The 16,702-nt window shown below is 39.1% G+C and carries 12 protein-coding genes; 10 read left to right on the top strand and 2 right to left on the bottom strand.

Translation table 11 applies throughout. The features are described 5' to 3' along the window. The first annotated feature begins 37 nt into the window (after nt 1-37). The 8 genes from J2S78_RS12730 (at nt 38) to J2S78_RS12695 (ending at nt 8,786) form a co-directional block, all read left to right on the top strand. A complete protein-coding gene (locus J2S78_RS12730; protein WP_306899112.1) occupies nt 38-874 on the top strand; it encodes an AraC family transcriptional regulator in 837 nt (278 codons plus the stop codon). A 132-nt stretch (nt 875-1,006) separates the two neighbouring features. Beyond that, a complete protein-coding gene (locus J2S78_RS12725; protein ID WP_306899109.1) occupies nt 1,007-2,158 on the top strand; it encodes a Gfo/Idh/MocA family protein in 1,152 nt (383 codons plus the stop codon). A 13-nt stretch (nt 2,159-2,171) separates the two neighbouring features. Continuing rightward, nucleotides 2,172-3,356 (top strand): dihydrodipicolinate synthase family protein, encoded by a 1,185-nt coding sequence (locus tag J2S78_RS12720; RefSeq protein ID WP_306899107.1) that lies wholly within the window; start codon nt 2,172-2,174, stop codon nt 3,354-3,356. Then, entirely contained in the window at nt 3,353-4,174 is an 822-nt protein-coding gene (locus tag J2S78_RS12715) for a sugar phosphate isomerase/epimerase family protein (protein ID WP_306899105.1), read from the top strand. The genes J2S78_RS12720 and J2S78_RS12715 overlap by 4 nt, the downstream gene beginning before the upstream one ends. 130 nt (nt 4,175-4,304) lie before the next feature. Continuing rightward, complete coding sequence (locus tag J2S78_RS12710; protein WP_306899103.1) at nt 4,305-5,510, top strand: NAD(P)-dependent malic enzyme; 1,206 nt, start codon at nt 4,305-4,307, stop codon at nt 5,508-5,510. Nucleotides 5,511-5,947: 437 nt separating this feature from the next. Further along, nucleotides 5,948-6,973 carry a TRAP transporter substrate-binding protein gene (locus J2S78_RS12705; protein ID WP_306899101.1) on the top strand — a complete coding sequence of 342 codons (1,026 nt, stop codon included), beginning with the start codon at nt 5,948-5,950 and terminating at the stop codon, nt 6,971-6,973. 26 nt (nt 6,974-6,999) lie between these two features. Then, nucleotides 7,000-7,482, top strand: coding sequence for a TRAP transporter small permease (locus tag J2S78_RS12700; RefSeq protein WP_306899098.1), 483 nt, complete (start codon nt 7,000-7,002; stop codon nt 7,480-7,482). Then, complete coding sequence (locus J2S78_RS12695) at nt 7,479-8,786, top strand: TRAP transporter large permease (protein WP_306899096.1); 1,308 nt, start codon at nt 7,479-7,481, stop codon at nt 8,784-8,786. Before J2S78_RS12700 ends, J2S78_RS12695 begins: the two co-directional genes overlap by 4 nt. A 188-nt stretch (nt 8,787-8,974) precedes the next feature. On the opposite strand, the gene J2S78_RS12690 is transcribed toward J2S78_RS12695, so the two are convergent. Next, the gene (locus tag J2S78_RS12690; protein WP_306899605.1) at nt 8,975-9,565 is read right to left on the bottom strand and encodes an SGNH/GDSL hydrolase family protein; all 591 of its coding nucleotides are present in this window, start codon (nt 9,563-9,565) and stop codon (nt 8,975-8,977) included. Nucleotides 9,566-9,605: 40 nt separating this feature from the next. Next, nucleotides 9,606-11,975 carry a glycoside hydrolase family 95 protein gene (locus J2S78_RS12685; RefSeq protein ID WP_306899094.1) on the bottom strand — a complete coding sequence of 790 codons (2,370 nt, stop codon included), beginning with the start codon at nt 11,973-11,975 and terminating at the stop codon, nt 9,606-9,608. Between the two features lie 136 nt (nt 11,976-12,111). Here J2S78_RS12685 and J2S78_RS12680 point away from each other — a divergent pair, with 136 nt between their 5' ends. Beyond that, nucleotides 12,112-14,121, top strand: a complete 2,010-nt coding sequence (locus tag J2S78_RS12680; RefSeq protein ID WP_306899093.1) for a beta-galactosidase — start codon at nt 12,112-12,114, stop codon at nt 14,119-14,121. A 57-nt stretch (nt 14,122-14,178) separates the two neighbouring features. Further along, nucleotides 14,179-16,656, top strand: coding sequence for a glycosylhydrolase-like jelly roll fold domain-containing protein (locus tag J2S78_RS12675; protein ID WP_306899092.1), 2,478 nt, complete (start codon nt 14,179-14,181; stop codon nt 16,654-16,656). Nucleotides 16,657-16,702: the final 46 nt, after the last annotated feature.

The raw sequence follows: 16,702 nt of genomic DNA, 5'->3' as shown, positions 1-16,702 counted from the left end.
ATACTTACTGTTTACTATCGCAGTTGGAGGTAGTGTAATGAGTAATCATATAAAAAAAACCCCTGTTAATGAAATGGAGCTTTATGAAAGCAAGCACAATGAGAAAGATATCGTGAACAATCATTACCATACAACTCATCAAATCCTTTATGTTTTAGATGGGAAAGGTAAATGTACAATGGATTCAGAGGATTATCTATTAGAGTCTGATAATGTAGCGATTGTTCCTCCTTTTACGAATCACTCCATCGTGTCAGATTCTAAGATGACGGTGTTGGTTTTGGAATTTAATGAGTCGTTTTTAAGCGATGAGGTGAAAAAGGAACTGCTTCCTCTTGTGTTTGACACATCAAGAGTATTGAAAATGAGTTTATTTGACAGCAGTGAACTAAGGCAGTTGTTGCGTAAAATGTTATATGAACAATCGCATGGTGACACTCTCCGTTTTTTAGCGATGAAACTATTTCTAGCGGAACTTTTGTTTGTTTTAATTCGATCCTATCAAACGAACCAAATTTCAGATACGAATATGCTTCGTGTAGAGTGGCTACGAAACTATATTAACACTCATTATTTCGAAATTTCAGGATCAGAGGATATAGCAAAAAAGATGGGAATGAGCACGCGGTATATTCATAGTATTTTTAAAGAGCATTATGGCAAAACACCTATGCAACATTTAACAGAGGTACGTCTTGAACTTGTGAAAAAAATGTTAATTGAGACGGATAATGATATTGCTTCCATTTGTTTTGAAGTAGGATTTGAATCCGTATCTACTTTTTATCGAGTATTTAAAAAATATGTAGGTGTACCGCCAAATCAGTATAGAACGTCTCATATCGAGACCGGATTTTCGGAAGAAGACGAATAATCTTACTTCCTTTCCGGCTCGTTTTTTATTCTAGTTCCGATATTGAGACCGCCCTTCCCTATTTAATAAGACAATATGTATGCGTTTTATTATGATAAGACTACATTGATAAAAGGAGAGGGGATTGTTCATATGTCTACACATAAACTGGGCATTATTATGAATGGTGTAACGGGAAGGATGGGGACAAACCAGCACTTGATTCGTTCCATTGTGGCAATTCGTAAACAAGGCGGTGTAGCATTAGGAGATGGAGAGTACCTTATGCCGGATCCTATTTTAGTAGGCCGTAATGAGAAAAAATTAGAGAATTTGGCGAAAGAGCACAATATAGAACGTTGGAGCACTAATTTGGATGAAGCCCTTGATGATTCATATAATCAGATTTATTTCGATTCTCAAACAACCGTACGTAGACCAGATGGAATAAAAAGGGCGATTGCTGCTGGGAAGCACATTTATTGTGAGAAACCAACCGCCACATCGTTAGAAGAGTCGGTAGAACTTGCTCGTTTGGCAAATGAAGCAGGTGTGAAAAATGGGGTTGTGCAAGACAAGTTATTTTTGCCAGGTTTATTAAAACTAAAGCGTCTTATTGATGCAGGCTTTTTTGGAGAAATGCTTTCGGTGCGAATGGAATTTGGTTATTGGGTTTTTGAAGGGGATTGGCAGGAAGGACAACGCCCTTCTTGGAATTATCGAAAAGAAGATGGCGGTGGCATTATAGTGGATATGTTCGCCCACTGGCGCTATGTCATTGACAACTTATTTGGCAATGTCAAATCTGTATCTTGTCTCGGTGCGACTCACATTCCAGAACGTATAGACGAAAATGGAGAACCTTATAAGGCGACAGCGGATGATGCTGCTTATGGCACATTCGAATTGGATAACGGAGTGATAGTGCAGGCGAATTCTTCGTGGGCTGTGCGCGTAAACCGTGATGACTTGTTGACTATTCAAGTAGATGGTACGGAAGGTAGCGCAGTAGCTGGTCTTAGAAACTGTAAAACACAACACCGAGTTAACACTCCAAAACCAGTATGGAACCCTGATATTGAAAACCCATTTGATTTTGAAGATCAGTGGCAGGACGTACCTGACAATGCAGTGTTCGATAATGGGTTTAAAGTACAATGGGAACAATTTTTAAAACATGTACACAGAGATGATGCTTTCCCATGGGACTTGCTTGAAGGTGCAAAAGGAACACAGCTGTCCGATCTTGGATTGGAATCTTGGGAAAAAAGATGCTGGGTAGATGTACCGGACATTAAATTATAGGAGGGACTCGACTATGGTTCAATCGTTAAATCTTCCGAAAGCGGGAGGAGATTTATATACGTACACACCTTCCCAATCGAAACCATTTGAAGTAGAGACAGGAAAACCATTTGAAAAACGTACGGCGTTTTCGGCAGCACACGTTGTATGTAATCCGTTGGCGGATGTCGATCCGTTACAAAACGCCGAAATTGATTGGGAGAGAACAATGGAGTATCGTCATTATTTGTGGTCTCTAGGGTTTGGTGTAGCCGAAGCGATGGACACTGCGCAACGCGGAATGGGGTTAAGCTGGGAAAGCGCGAAAGAGTTGATTCAACGTTCTATCCAAGAATCACGTTCGGTGAATGGCAGAATTGCTTGCGGTACCGGAACCGATCAACTGCTTCCTGGACCAGGTGTGACACTTGCTGATGTAGAGAACGCATATGCGGAACAATGTGAGTTTGTTGAAGGAGAAGGCGGTCAAATTATATTGATGGCTAGTCGCGCACTTGCTGCTTGTGCTGAAAGCCCAGAAGATTATGAAAAAGTGTATGGAAATATTTTAAGGAAAGTAAAAGAGCCAGTTATTTTACATTGGCTTGGAGACATGTTTGACCCTGCCTTGAAAGGATATTGGGGTCACGACAATTTGGATGAAGCACGTGACGTATGTCTTAAAATCATTCGAGATAATATAGACAAAGTGGACGGAATAAAAATTTCACTTCTTGATAAACAACGGGAAATAGAAATGCGGAATATGCTTCCTGATGGAGTGAAGATGTATACAGGAGATGATTTCAATTATCCTGAATTAATTAAAGGGGACGATCAAGGATACAGTGACGCCTTGTTAGGGATTTTTGATGCCATTGCTCCTGCTGCTTCAGCAGGATTACGGGCACTAGATGAAGGTAATATTAATCGATATCACGAAATTCTTGATAAAACGGTACCTTTGGCACGGCATATTTTTCAAAAACCAACGTTTGCTTATAAAACAGGTGTAGTGTTCATGGCTTACTTAAATGGACATCAATCTCACTTTCGTATGATTGGCGGTGCAGAAGGATCTCGTTCGATTATTCACCTGTCGGATTTATTTGTAATGGCAGATGAAGCCGGCCTGTTAATGGATCCAGATTCCGCAGTTAAAAAAATACGTTTAGTTTTGGAACAAGCAGGTATTGAACAGGGGGTGCAAACGACATGAGTGACGCTCCATCTTTAAAACAGATAAGTTTAAATCAGATTACAACAGAACAGTGGTCATTAGAAGAAGCGGTGCAAGGATGTGTTAGACAGGAAATTCCTTGGATATCTGTCTGGCGGCACAAACTTCAAGAAATCGGAATTACTAAAAGTAAAAAGCTAATAAATGACGCCGGTCTTAAAGTGTCTAGTTTATGCCGGGGCGGTATGTTCCCGGCAGCTACAGCTGCAGAACGTAGAGAAAGAATTGAAGACAATAAAAAAGCAATTGAGGAAGCGGCAGAATTAAATACAGATGTGCTAGTGCTCGTATGCGGACCGGCACCTGATCGTGATATTGAAAGTGCTCGAAAATGGGTAGAAGAAGGTATTGCAGAGCTGATTCCCTACGCAGAACAACATGGAGTAAAACTAGGAATCGAACCACTGCATCCGATGTACGCTGCTGATCGTTCAGTTATTTCAACACTAGGGCAAGCTAATACTATTAGTGAAAATATGAAAACAGATCAGGTTGGTGTTGTAGTTGATGTGTTTCATGTATGGTGGGATCCGGAATTGTATAAAGAAATTTCACGAGCTGGACAAAACATTCTAGGTTTTCACGTATCAGACTGGGCTGTTCCGCTGCCAGATATATTTAAAGGCCGCAGTATGATGGGAGACGGCGTGATTGAAATTCGGAAAATGAGAAAAGCCGTCGAATCAGCTGGTTATCATGGCCCGATTGAAGTAGAAATCATTAATCAAGCGATATGGAATCAACCAGGTGATGAGACACTAGATAAGATGAAAAAAAGTTTTGTAGAACACGTATAGACTTTTATATGGAGTGGAGAACCATAAATAGCACGTTTTATCATACAACCCTATCTCTTAGGATAGGGCTGTATGATATCAGTACGTCATTATTATTCAGAATATTCAAACGAAAAAAGGAGCGAAAAAAATGTCGATGAGGGAAAAAGCTTTATCGTTGCACAAGGAACATTATGGAAAAATAGGAACCTATTCAAAAGTGGAAATAAATAAACAAGAAGATTTAGGATTGGCTTATTCACCAGGGGTGGCAGAACCGTGCAAAGATATTTATGAGGATAGTGATTATATTTATGATTATACGAGCAAGGGGAATATGGTAGCGGTAGTAAGCAATGGTTCGGCCGTACTGGGATTAGGCAATATTGGTGCAGAGGCCTCTCTTCCCGTAATGGAAGGAAAAGCTATTTTATTCAAGGAGTTTGCAGGAATTGATGCTTTTCCGTTATGTATTAATCAAGAAAATGTGCAACACTTTATACAGATTGTAAAAGCGTTAGAACCAACGTTTGGAGGCATTAACCTAGAAGATATAGCGGCGCCGGACTGTTTTGTTATCGAGAATGCATTGCGTAAAGAACTAAATATCCCTGTATTTCATGATGATCAGCATGGTACAGCGATTGTTACGTTAGCAGGGCTAATAAATGCTCTAAAACTCGTCGAGAAATCAGCTGTTGATAGTAAAGTAGTGATAAATGGAGCAGGAGCAGCAGGAATAGCGGTAACGAAACTATTATTATCGTTGGGTGTGAAAGAAGTTATTTTATGCGATTCGATAGGTGCTATTTATGATGGTCGTACAGAACGAATGAATGAGAGGAAGGAAGAATTGGCTGCACGAACGAACCCGCAAAGAATAACGGGTAAGTTGGAGGATGTTATAGAAGATGCTGATGTTGTTATAGGGGTTTCGGTCGCAGGCAGCATTACAAAGGAAATGGTCCAAAAAATGAATAGAGATCCAATTATTTTTGCCATGGCTAATCCTGTACCGGAGATATTACCTCAAGAAGCAAAAGAAGCAGGAGCAAGGGTAGTTGGCACAGGCCGTTCTGATTTTCCAAATCAGGTGAATAATGTTCTCGCTTTTCCTGGTATATTCCGAGGGGCTATGGACGTTAGAGCATCAGAAATTAATGAAGAGATGAAATTGGCGGCAGCAACAGCTATTGCAGACCTAATAGAAGAACATGAACGACACCCAGATTATGTTATTCCAAGTCCTTTGGATGAAAGAGTCGTTAAGGTTGTTTCTGAAGCCGTGAGTCAAGCAGCTATTGATACCAATGTAGTAAAGAAAAAGGAAGACAAACTCTCAATATCTACAAAATAAAGGAAATATATCTTCAAACCGGGGCATTCTTTAAAAAGGATGTCCTTTTTTGTGGAAAAATTGTGGATTTTTTTGGGCTGTATCGTTATCCTTTCCCGAATCGAAAACCAATCACCTTCAGTTCGGCTATTTAGTGACACAAGGACGGAGGTTGGGTAATTTTCTCAAGAGTCACTTTTCTTATGGCGCACTATAAATAGATTGATATTGTTTTTATTTAATTATGTCTGTATTATTTTGTATGTAAAGGTTTTCTCGAAATATTCACACAAAAACAAAATATTATTTCCGATTTTGAGATATAATTTCTTGTTTTAATAAGACCAATATAACATTAATCAATAAAATAAAAGAAAATCAAACATTCAACCTCATGAATTTTTGAAAGGGATTTCAAATCATTTTCGTTAAATCAAGATAATGCTCGGAGGGATAATATGAAGAAAATTGGCTGTTTATTAATTTTAATGACGCTTTTTGTCAGTGCCTGTAATAGTACCGAAACTACTTCTTCGGGCAATGATGAAAGCGATAACACAGAGATTAGCAACAGGGAGCTTACAATGGCTCACATTCATGGTGAGGCGAGTCCAGTTTATGGAAGTCTCGAAGAATTTGGTGCAGAAGTTGAAAATAAATCGAATGATAAAATGCAAGTGGAAACATATGGCGAAGCAACATTAGGCGATGAAACAGTTTTGCTAGAGTTGGTGAAGACAGGCATTATCGATATTGCGAAAGTGAATGGAGGAGCTTTAGAAAGCTTTTCAGAGGAGTTTTCCGTGTTTAGTCTACCATACATTTTCGAAAATGAAACTCATTTTAAAAATGTTATGCAATCAGAAACGGTACAAGATATGTACGCCGATTTAGAAGATGTTGGATTGAGAGGTTTGACTCATTATGAAGCAGGGACACGTAGTTTCTATACGGGCGATACTCCTATTGAACATCCTGATGATTTGAATGGACTAAAAATTCGAGTCATGAATAACTCTACTTCGATAGAAACAATGGAATTACTGGGTGCTTCTCCTACGCCGCTTCCAGCTTCAGAAGTCTATTCTGGCTTACAGCAGGGAATTATTGACGGGGCAGAGAGCAGTCATATTGCATTAACAGATGCTAATCACGGAGAAGTGGCTAAAACCTTTTCCTACGATGAACATACTAGAATTCCTGATTTTTTAATCATGAGTGCGGATACTTGGAATAGTTTTTCAGAAGAAGAAAAACAATTGGTTCAAGAAGCAGCCCGTAATTCGTCGGCTTCTCACGATGAATTGTGGGAGGAACTGATGGTAGAAAGCAAGCAGGAATCTGAGGAAGAATTGGGCGTTGAGTTTTATGAAGATATTGATAAAGAACCGTTTCGAGAAAGAGTAGAACCGCTAATTGAAGAACGCCGTGAAAATGAAGATATTGCAGAGATATTGGATAAATTTGAAGAATTAAAAGAGTGAATAATGAAGGTGAAGGGGGAATCCAAGTGGATAAGACAAGAAAGGTATTAGATAATTTTTTATTAACGTTAGCTAGTGTCTTGATTCTGTTTCTAACAATAGCTACTTTATGGCAAGTATTCACTCGTTTTGTTATTGGTGATCCAAGCGTTATAACAGAAGAAGTGGCTAGATTTTCACTGATTTGGATTGCCATGCTTGGAGCGGCATACGGTTTTGGGAGTGGTGAACATTTATCATTAGATTTTATAAGGGAGAAATTTGAAGGAAACATATATAAATGGGTTCGCATAGGAATTGATGTTGTTGTTTTACTATTTGCATTATTTGTGTTGGTGTTAGGTGGTTTTACTATAGTAAATGCTACATTGACAGAATCATCCCCGATTCTTGGTATTTCGATGGGAGCTATTTACAGCATACTACCGGCGTCTGGTATTTTTATCATCATCTATCAAGTTTTGAATGTATTAGATAGAAAACGGATGGAAGGAAGGGAACAGTCATGAGTACAACATTAATCACCGCTGTAGCTTTATTTGGTGTTTTTTTCATTCTACTATTTGCAGGGGTTCCTATTTCTGTAAGTATCGCGATTGCAACATTTGTGGCAGCGTTGTTCCTTTTACCGGTAGATTCATCATTACTCGTCACTTCACAACAAATTATTACCGGAATCGACAGTTTCGTATTAGTAGCATTGGTCTTTTTTATGATGGCAGGGAGCATTATGAATAACGGAGGTATTGCACAACGGTTAATTAATCTAGCGAAACTTATTGGTGGTAGAATGTCAGGTTCATTGGCTCATACGAATGTATTGGGTAATATGTTATTTGGGTCGATATCTGGATCTGCTATCGCATCAGCCGCTACAATGGGAAAAATAATGGGACCACAACAGAAAAAGGAAGGCTATGACCCAGCTTATTCAGCAGCAGTTAACATTGCATCAGCACCCACAGGTCAGGTGATTCCCCCGAGCGGAATACCAATTATCTATTCATTATTAAGCGGTGGGACTTCTATAGGGGCTTTATTTATTGCTGGATATGTTCCTGGTATGCTGATGGCTTTGTTAGTGTTAATTGTTGCTTACATTTTAGCAAAGAAAAATAATTACCCGGTGAGTGATCCGGTTCAATGGAAAGAAGCTTTTAAAATAATTCTGGAAGCGATACCAAGTTTGTTATTAATAGTAGTCGTTATTGGCGGTATTGCTGCTGGTGTATTTACTGCAACAGAAGGTGCCGCAGTGGCTGTGTTATATGCTCTGTTATTAAGTTTGATTTACAGAAGTCTGTCGATACAAGACATCCCAGTCATTTTAAAAGAGACAGTTGTCTTTTCAGGGATGATTTTATTACTGGTGGGTGCTTCCACTGCCATGTCGTGGGTGATGACTTTTGCAGAGATACCACAGACGATAACAAATGCTTTGTTGTCTATATCTGATAATTACTTTGTTATCATGCTTATGATTGCAGGTTTACTATTGTTGGTAGGGATATTTATGGATGTGGCACCTGCATTATTAGTATTTACTCCAATTCTCTATCCAGTCGCAACAGAACTTGGTGTAGATCCGGTACATTTTGGTATGATTATGACAATGGGACTTGCTATAGGCGTTACTACTCCACCGATTGGAACCGTCTTATTTATAGGAAGCAGTGTGAGTGGTGTAAGTATTGAAAAAATCGTTAAACCATTATTCATTTTTTATATACCACTCGTGGTAGGTTTGCTATTAGTGACATTTATACCGGAAATCAGCTTGTGGCTGCCGCGGCTACTCGGTGTTATGGATTAATAAGTGAATGAGGTTATCCTAAAAGGGGCTAGTTGAAGAATTCTTTGTTTTTGCGAATGTTTCAGGTTCCTCGTAAGAAAAAAGCGTTCCCTACAGGATGATCAGCTATTGTGTATTTCAACTGAATTACTAAAAGTAGAGCTATCTCGACTTGTACGGGATAGCTCCGTTTTTCTTAAACGTTTCATTTAGAATGAAATGGTTTTTATCCAAGTGGAGGCCATGAGCATATCTCCTTTGGAATTCATGTGAACCCCGTCCGTTGTTAGCGGAACATTGCTTTCGACTTCTAAATAGGCGTGAAAAGCTTTATTTGTCGGAATTAGAATAGCATCATAGAGCTTGGCAAGTCGTTGTGTTGCTTCCACATAAGGCTCAAGCCTTCGATTTCCTTCAGATTGAATTGTTTCTTCAATGATAGTAGGTTCCATTAAAATGATTGAAGCTTTTGTTTTTTCTTTGACTTGGCCGAGGATATAGTCATACACTCTCTCGAATCGATCGGGATAGATTTGCTCCATATCAGGACTGTCGAGTTGTCTCCATACATCGTTGATTCCAATCGATATACATACCCAGTCAGGATTATAGTCCAACACATCTTTTTCCCAACGATCTGCCAAGTCAGTAACACGGTTTCCTCCTATTCCCTGATTTATTATTTCAAGTTGAAGAGATGGATGGTGGACAAGTAAAAAGTCATGAATCAGTTTGACGTATCCGTCTCCTATATCGTTAGGGTCTTCAAATCTTCCTTCTTCGGTAATGCTATCCCCAATAAAAACAATTCGATCGTTTTTTTTTCCATTTCATAACATATCACTCCTGTTTTATCACGTAGTATATTTCTCCTGGACTGGTATCAAAAGATAACATTCCATTTTTAAACGTTTTTACTTCCGTTTTATTTTTCGTTGTGATTTTGACAGATTGGTTTGTATAGACTACGCAGCATTGCCCGTTGTGAGAGTAGATAGAAGCTTCTTTTAATTGATTATTCGTCCAAGTAATCGCCAATTCGAATCCCCCGCGTGCCTTAATACCACTAATACTTCCATCTGGAAATTCCTTAGGTAAAGCCGGTAATAAATGTATAAAACGTTGGTGAGATTGCATCAATAATTCTACGATACCGGCTGTATAGCCGAAATTCCCATCAATTTGAAATGGTGGATGAGCGTCAAAGAGATTTCTATAGACGCCTCCTTTTTGTTCAACCGTTTCTTCTTCTGTAGCGAGCTGCAATAAGTTTTCCATCAGGTGATAAGCACGATTTCCCTTTTGAAAGCGGGCCCACAAACAGATTTTCCAGGCCAAGCTCCACCCTGTTCCACCGTCCCCTCGGCGATCTAACGACACTTTCGCTGCTTCAAAAAGTTCTGGAGTTTTCGCTTGGGTCAGCTGTTCTCCTGGAAACACACCGTATAAATGAGAAACATGACGATGTTCTATTTCTTCGTCATCAAAATCTTTGTACCATTCTTGTAGTTGGTTATGCCGCCCGATATGGTACGGAAATAATTTCGATTTTGCTTCCCGTAACGACGCTCGAAGCTCTTCATCTAATGCTAGAATGCTGGCTGCATTTATCGTATTTGTGAAAACATCCCATATTAGCGCCATATCCATCGTGGATGCTTTGCTGACGGATGCCGTTTGGCCATTTGATATAAATTTATGCTCTGGTGAAGTCGAAGGGTTTGTGACGAGATAGCCGTCTATATCTTCCACTAACCAATCCAAATAAAAGAGAGCAGATTCTTTCATCACGGGATAAGCTGTTTCACGAAGATACGTCTTGTTGAGGTTGAAGGTAAAATGTTCCCATAGATGCCTTGTCAACCATGCCCCTCCTAGTGGCCATAAAGCCCATACGGGATCTCCGTGACCAAAATCCCCTACCGGTGCAGAATGTCTCCAAATGTCTGCGTTATGGTGTGCGGTCCATCCTTTACAGCCATAATGAACGGAGGCTGTATACTGACCTGTCTTGGAGATATCTTGGATGTACTTCAAAAACGGTTCGTGGCATTCCGGCAGGTGACAGACCTCGGCAGCCCAATAATTCATTTCAGCATTAATATTCAACGTATAATTGCTGCTCCAAGGAGCCTGAATTTCCTGATTCCAAATTCCCTGCAAAGTTGCGGGTTGAGTACCTTCACGAGAGCTTGAAATCATTAAATAACGTCCATAGTGAAACAACAATTCGATTAATCCTTTATCTTTCGCTCCATAATTGATAATACGTTCGTCTGTTGGGAGTTTTATTTCTTTTTCGGTGGTGTCGAGCTGAAAAGATACACGTTCGAATAATTTTTGGTAATCATAAAGGTGAGCATTTCGTAGTTGGGTGTATGTGTTTGCGACAGCATCAGTTATCGCTTTTTTCGTTAAAACAGAAGGATCTTTCCCTTCTTTTCTCGGTGATTTTTCAAAGCCATTGTAACTTGTAGCAGCACTAAGAAAAACTGTGGCTGTTGTTGCTTCCTTCACTTCCAAGGTATCAGGATTTTGTTGAACTATTCCATTAGTAGTTATAGCTACGCGACTCTCAAATGTCATGGCATCTGTTTCATCGATATCGCCATAGATAATAGGTTGTTCAGTGCTATAATAATTAGGATCTACATGTTCTGGGCAATAGCCGGTAAGAATGAGTTCGTTTTCGGTAATAGTAAGGGAACTTTTCAATAAACTGCTTAATCCAATGTTGAAATGCAAGGAACCCATACTGTCACAATCAAGCTTTAAGATAATTACTTGATGCGGTTGAGAAGCAAAGATTTCACGTGTGTAGTTCACGCCATTTACTTTATACCGGACGTTAGCCAGAGCTTTTTCCAAATCAAGACTTCGTTCAAAAGAAGTATACGGGCCGTCATGGTGAAAAGAAAGAAAAAGATCACACATAGGCAGATAAGCCTGTGTATAGGTTCCGGATAAATATTTAGACAACGAACTGGCCTCGGAAAATTTCTCTTCGTTAATTAATTGACGGACATCTGTCAAAAGATCTTTTGACAGATGATTTGTATTATCTTTGGGAAAACCAGACCAAAGAGTGTCCTCGTTACATTGAAGGCGTTCCTCTGTCACATCTCCAAAAATCATCCCCCCTAATCTTCCATTACCGATTGGTAAGGCATCTGTCCATGTTTTAGCGGGGTGATTATAAAATAGTTTCATTGAAAGAAATATCCCTCCTTTATTTTTGTAATCGCATTCATTATAACAAAAAATAAAAAATAATACTTCTATTCAAACAAAAACAAAAATGTGATAAGCTATTTTAATAACTAAATAGAAAAGGATGTGATCAAAAATGAAAACGGTTTCTGATGTGCTCACAAATATTTCATACGGCGGTGATTACAATCCTGAGCAATGGACGGAAGATGTTTGGCTGAAAGATGCTAAATTAATGAGAAAAGCAGGGGTGAATCTGATATCTGTTGGAATCTTCAGTTGGGCTGTGCTGGAAAAAGAAGAAGGAAATTATGATTTTTCTTGGCTCGATAAAGTAATGGATATGCTGCATGATCATGGAGTTGGTGTGTGTCTAGCAACAGCTACCGCATCCCCTCCTGCCTGGCTATCTATGAAATATCCAGATTCTGTGGCGGTAAACCAATATAATGTACCGTATTCTTTTGGTTCAAGGCAGCATTACTCACCTAATAGTCCAGAATACAGATCAGCTATGGTTCGTTTAGTTAAAAAATTAGCAGATCGTTATAAAGATCATCCAGCTTTAAAAATGTGGCACATAAATAATGAATACGCTTGTCATATGTCAGAATGTTATAGTGACTATTCTTTACAAGCATTTCGCAAATGGCTTTTAAATCGGTATGAGCATATTGATGAGTTAAATGAAAGATGGGGAACGAATTTTTGGAGTCAACGTTATAACAGTTTCGAAGAAATTACTTTTTCAGGGAACAGTCCAACATTAGTGAACCCGGGTCAAGAGCTGGATTACAAACGATTTATGAACGATTCTTTCTTGGAACTTTATAAACTGGAAAAAGACATATTACGCGAAGTGACGCCTAATGTTCCGATTTTTACAAACTTCATGTTTGAATTTAAGCCATTAGATTATTTTCAATGGGCCGAAGAATTAGATGTTATTACGTGGGATTCGTATCCGGATCCGCGTGAAGGTATTCCTGTTGCCCATGCTATGCAGCATGACATTATGAGAAGTTTGAAGAAGGGTCAGCCTTTTTTTCTTATGGAACAAGTAACGAATCAAGTAAACTGGCGTGACATTAATTTACCGAAAAAGCCAGGAGAAATGAGGCTTTGGAGTTATGCTGCTATTGCACACGGCGGAGATGGCATTATGTTTTTCCAATGGCGTCAAAGCCGGGCAGGAGCAGAGAAATTCCACGGTGCGATGATTCCGCACTCGAGTGACGAAACCAGCCGAGTCTACCGAGAAGTGAAGCAATTGGGTGATGAACTCAAAAAATTAGATTCATTAGTAGGCGCAAGAGTACCTGCAAAGGTTGCGATTGTTTTTGACTGGGAAAATTGGTGGGCTGTGGAGTTAGATGGAAAACCTCATAATAAGCTAGATTATTTAGACCATGTCAAAAGCTATTATCAAGTTTTCTTTGCTAATAATATAGCTGTTGATTTTGTTCGCGCTGGAGATGACCTATCTGCTTATGAACTTGTCGTTGCACCCATGCTTTATATGATTAAACTAGGAGACGATAAAAATTTAGAAAATTATGTCGACACTGGTGGAACGTTGGTTGTATCTTATTTTAGTGGTATTGCCGATGAAAATGACCGCATTCATTTAGGACACTATCCAGCCCCGCTCCGACATTTTCTTGGTATGTACGTGGAAGAATTTGTTCCTTACGCGGAAGGGAAAACCAATCAAATTGTTCACAATGCCCAACATTTCTCATGTTCGACGTGGAGCGATATTATTCGATTAGAGGGAGCGCACACGTTAGCAAGCTATAAAGATGAATGGTATAAAGATATGCCGGCAGTAACGAGTCATTCTTTCGGAAAAGGTAAAGCCATTTATGTAGGAACAGAACCAGAATACGACTATGTTAATCAGCTAATCACGACGCTTGCTGCTGAAAAAAATATTGAACCGCCGGCTGAAGGGCCGCCGAATGTAGAAATGGTAGAAAGAAATTCAGACGAAGCAAATCACCTTATTGTTATAAATCATAATGAAGACCCAGCTGTTATCCAACTGAATTCGAATAAGAACTACGTCAACCTACTCACCGGAGGTACAATACAGAAGGAAGTATCAGTAGAAGGAACAGATGTGTTGGTGCTGCGTTGTGAATAAAGTGAGTAACAAAGGAAGATTGGTAAGTAGAAAATAAATCAATGAAGGGGTTGAAACATGGTACGTTCTTTAAAGGATCAATTCATTTCTCCGGCAGATGAGTTCACTCCCATCCCGTTTTGGTTTTGGAATGATAATTTATCAAACAGAGAACTTAAGAGGCAAATCCATGATTTCTACGACAAGGAGGTTAAAGGATTTGTTCTGCACCCGAGAATTGGTCTGCCAAAAGAGATAGAATATTTGTCAGATACGTTTATGAATTACGTGAGAACTGCTGTGGCAGAGGCTTCAAAATTAGGGATGAAAGTGATTTTGTATGACGAAGCTATGTATCCATCAGGATCTGCCCATGGCCAAGTAGTGAAAAGAAACCCGAAGTATAGAAGTCGGGGCTTGAAAATGATGGAGTGGCCGTGTGGTAAATACAAGGAGTTAAAAATAAATCTCCCTTCAACAGAAAAGATAGTGTCTGCTCAAGCGGTTAAAAAGTTATCCCCATCATCTATTGACCCAACAGCGACAATATTGCTTGAAAATGAAGGGGAGATAGTAACATTCTCTCCTCCTGATGAGAAAAATTGGTCAATGTTGTTATTTGTGGAAACTTATTCGGAAGGAACAATCCGGGGCATTCACTTTGGTGAAGATGATGGAGAAGAACATGCACCACCTTCTGCTGACCTGTTAAATGCGGAAGCGGTAGATGCATTTATACAATCAACCCATGATCGTTATTATGAAGTTCTCGATAAATACTTTGGCAACACAATTCTAGCAATGTTTACCGATGAACCAGATATATTAGGAAGAAATTCGCTTCCTGGATTGATTCCTTGGACGACAGAATTTCTGCCGTTCTATTTGAACCAGGGAAATAATGAAACCGATTTGCCAGTATTATGGTTTGAAGGTGGAGAGAAGACGGATGTGGTCCGCTCGGATTATAGAAAAACCGTTCATGCAAAATTAACTTCTGCTTATTACGAGCCAATAAGCGAATGGTGCGAAACTCACGATATATCTCTGACAGGACACCCAGCCGCTAGTAATGATATTGGCCTGTTAGCTCCTTTTCATATTCCCGGACAAGATGTCGTATGGCGCTGGGTTGCTCCAGAAGATGGGAAAGGATTAGAAGGAGAGCATTCAACGGCTGGTAAGTGCTCGGCAGATGCAGCAAGACATAGAGGAAGGAGACGGAATTTAAACGAGTTTTTAGGTGTTTGTGGGAAGGAAAGCGAGTGGGCGCTAAGTCCGGGAGATATGAAATGGTATATCGATTGGCTTGCCATACGAGGAGTGAACTTATTTTGCCCGCACGCTTTTTACTATTCTATCGAGGGAAGAAAAAGAAGTCACGAAAGACCGCCGGATGTTGGACCTAATAACACGTGGTGGCCGTATTTTAAATATTTTGCACAGTATATGAAACGGTTGAGTTGGCTCCAGACCGATAGTGTGAATGATACGAACGTTGCTGTTCTATGTACAGAAGACTATTTACCATGGAAAGTAACGAAGTCGTTGTACGAAAACCAAATAGAGTTTAATTATCTCGAAGAATCCTTACTGCCGTTTTGCAGGCTGGATCATAGACTAAGTATCGAACAGCAGCAATATACAACTATTGTTTTGGGAGATAATATAGATGTGCAAAATGATACCGTGAAAATGTTAGAGAATTTTACAGCCAATGGTGGTATGGTACTAGTTGATGGTTCATTAAACCATGTAGCAGGAGCGCAAACTATGTCACATGAAAAAGAGTTTTTAAGAAAACTCCAATCAAACTACGTATTACAACCATCAACTAAAGATTTGCGAATAAGCAAACTAAAAAAATGCGATCGCACCTATTATTTTATTTCTAATGAAGGTGATGAATATTACCAAGGAGAATTACGTAAAGAAACGAAAGGGAAAGTCGAAAAATGGGACCCATGGACTGGAGAAGTGGTAGATCAACCACAATCAGATTCAACTATTATTCCTTTAACATTAAATAGAAGAGAAACAATCATTTATTGTATTAATTCTAGTCAAAATCCAGTTATGCGTACCTCATCAAGATCTTTTCTAAGAACGCAAATTCTGCCATTCCAACAGCAATGGAAAATAAACGATATACCAATAAAATTAGAAAATAACAATCAATTCAAATCGTGGACCGGTTGGGGTGATTTGGATCGGTATTCAGGTACCATGGTGTACCACAACACATTTGAAATGAAAGAAAACAAAAAATATGAATCTGTTTTTTTGGATTTAGGAGAAGTGTGTCAAATCGCTAAAGTATATATAAACGGAAAAGAAGCAGGGATAAAGTTTTGGGCGCCTTATGTTTTTTCTCTCGATCCTAATTATATATTTATAGGGGAAAATAGGTTAATTGTCGAGGTTACAAATAATATGGCGAATCGTATGGATGATGCGAAGTTGAAATCAGGTTTAATTGGTCCTGTTCAAATAAAAGTAAAGGAACATGAAAACAAAAATAAAACAGGAGCGACAAAAACAAATAAATTGTGTTAGTTTTCAAAATATATTTAACATTTATCATATATATATTGTTAATGAA

It is taken from the genome of Salibacterium salarium, assembly GCF_030813635.1.
GTDB classification, from domain to species: domain Bacteria; phylum Bacillota; class Bacilli; order Bacillales; family Marinococcaceae; genus Salibacterium; species Salibacterium salarium.
The sequence above is the reverse complement of the archived record's forward strand: the minus strand, read 5'-3'. Positions and strand labels throughout refer to the sequence as shown.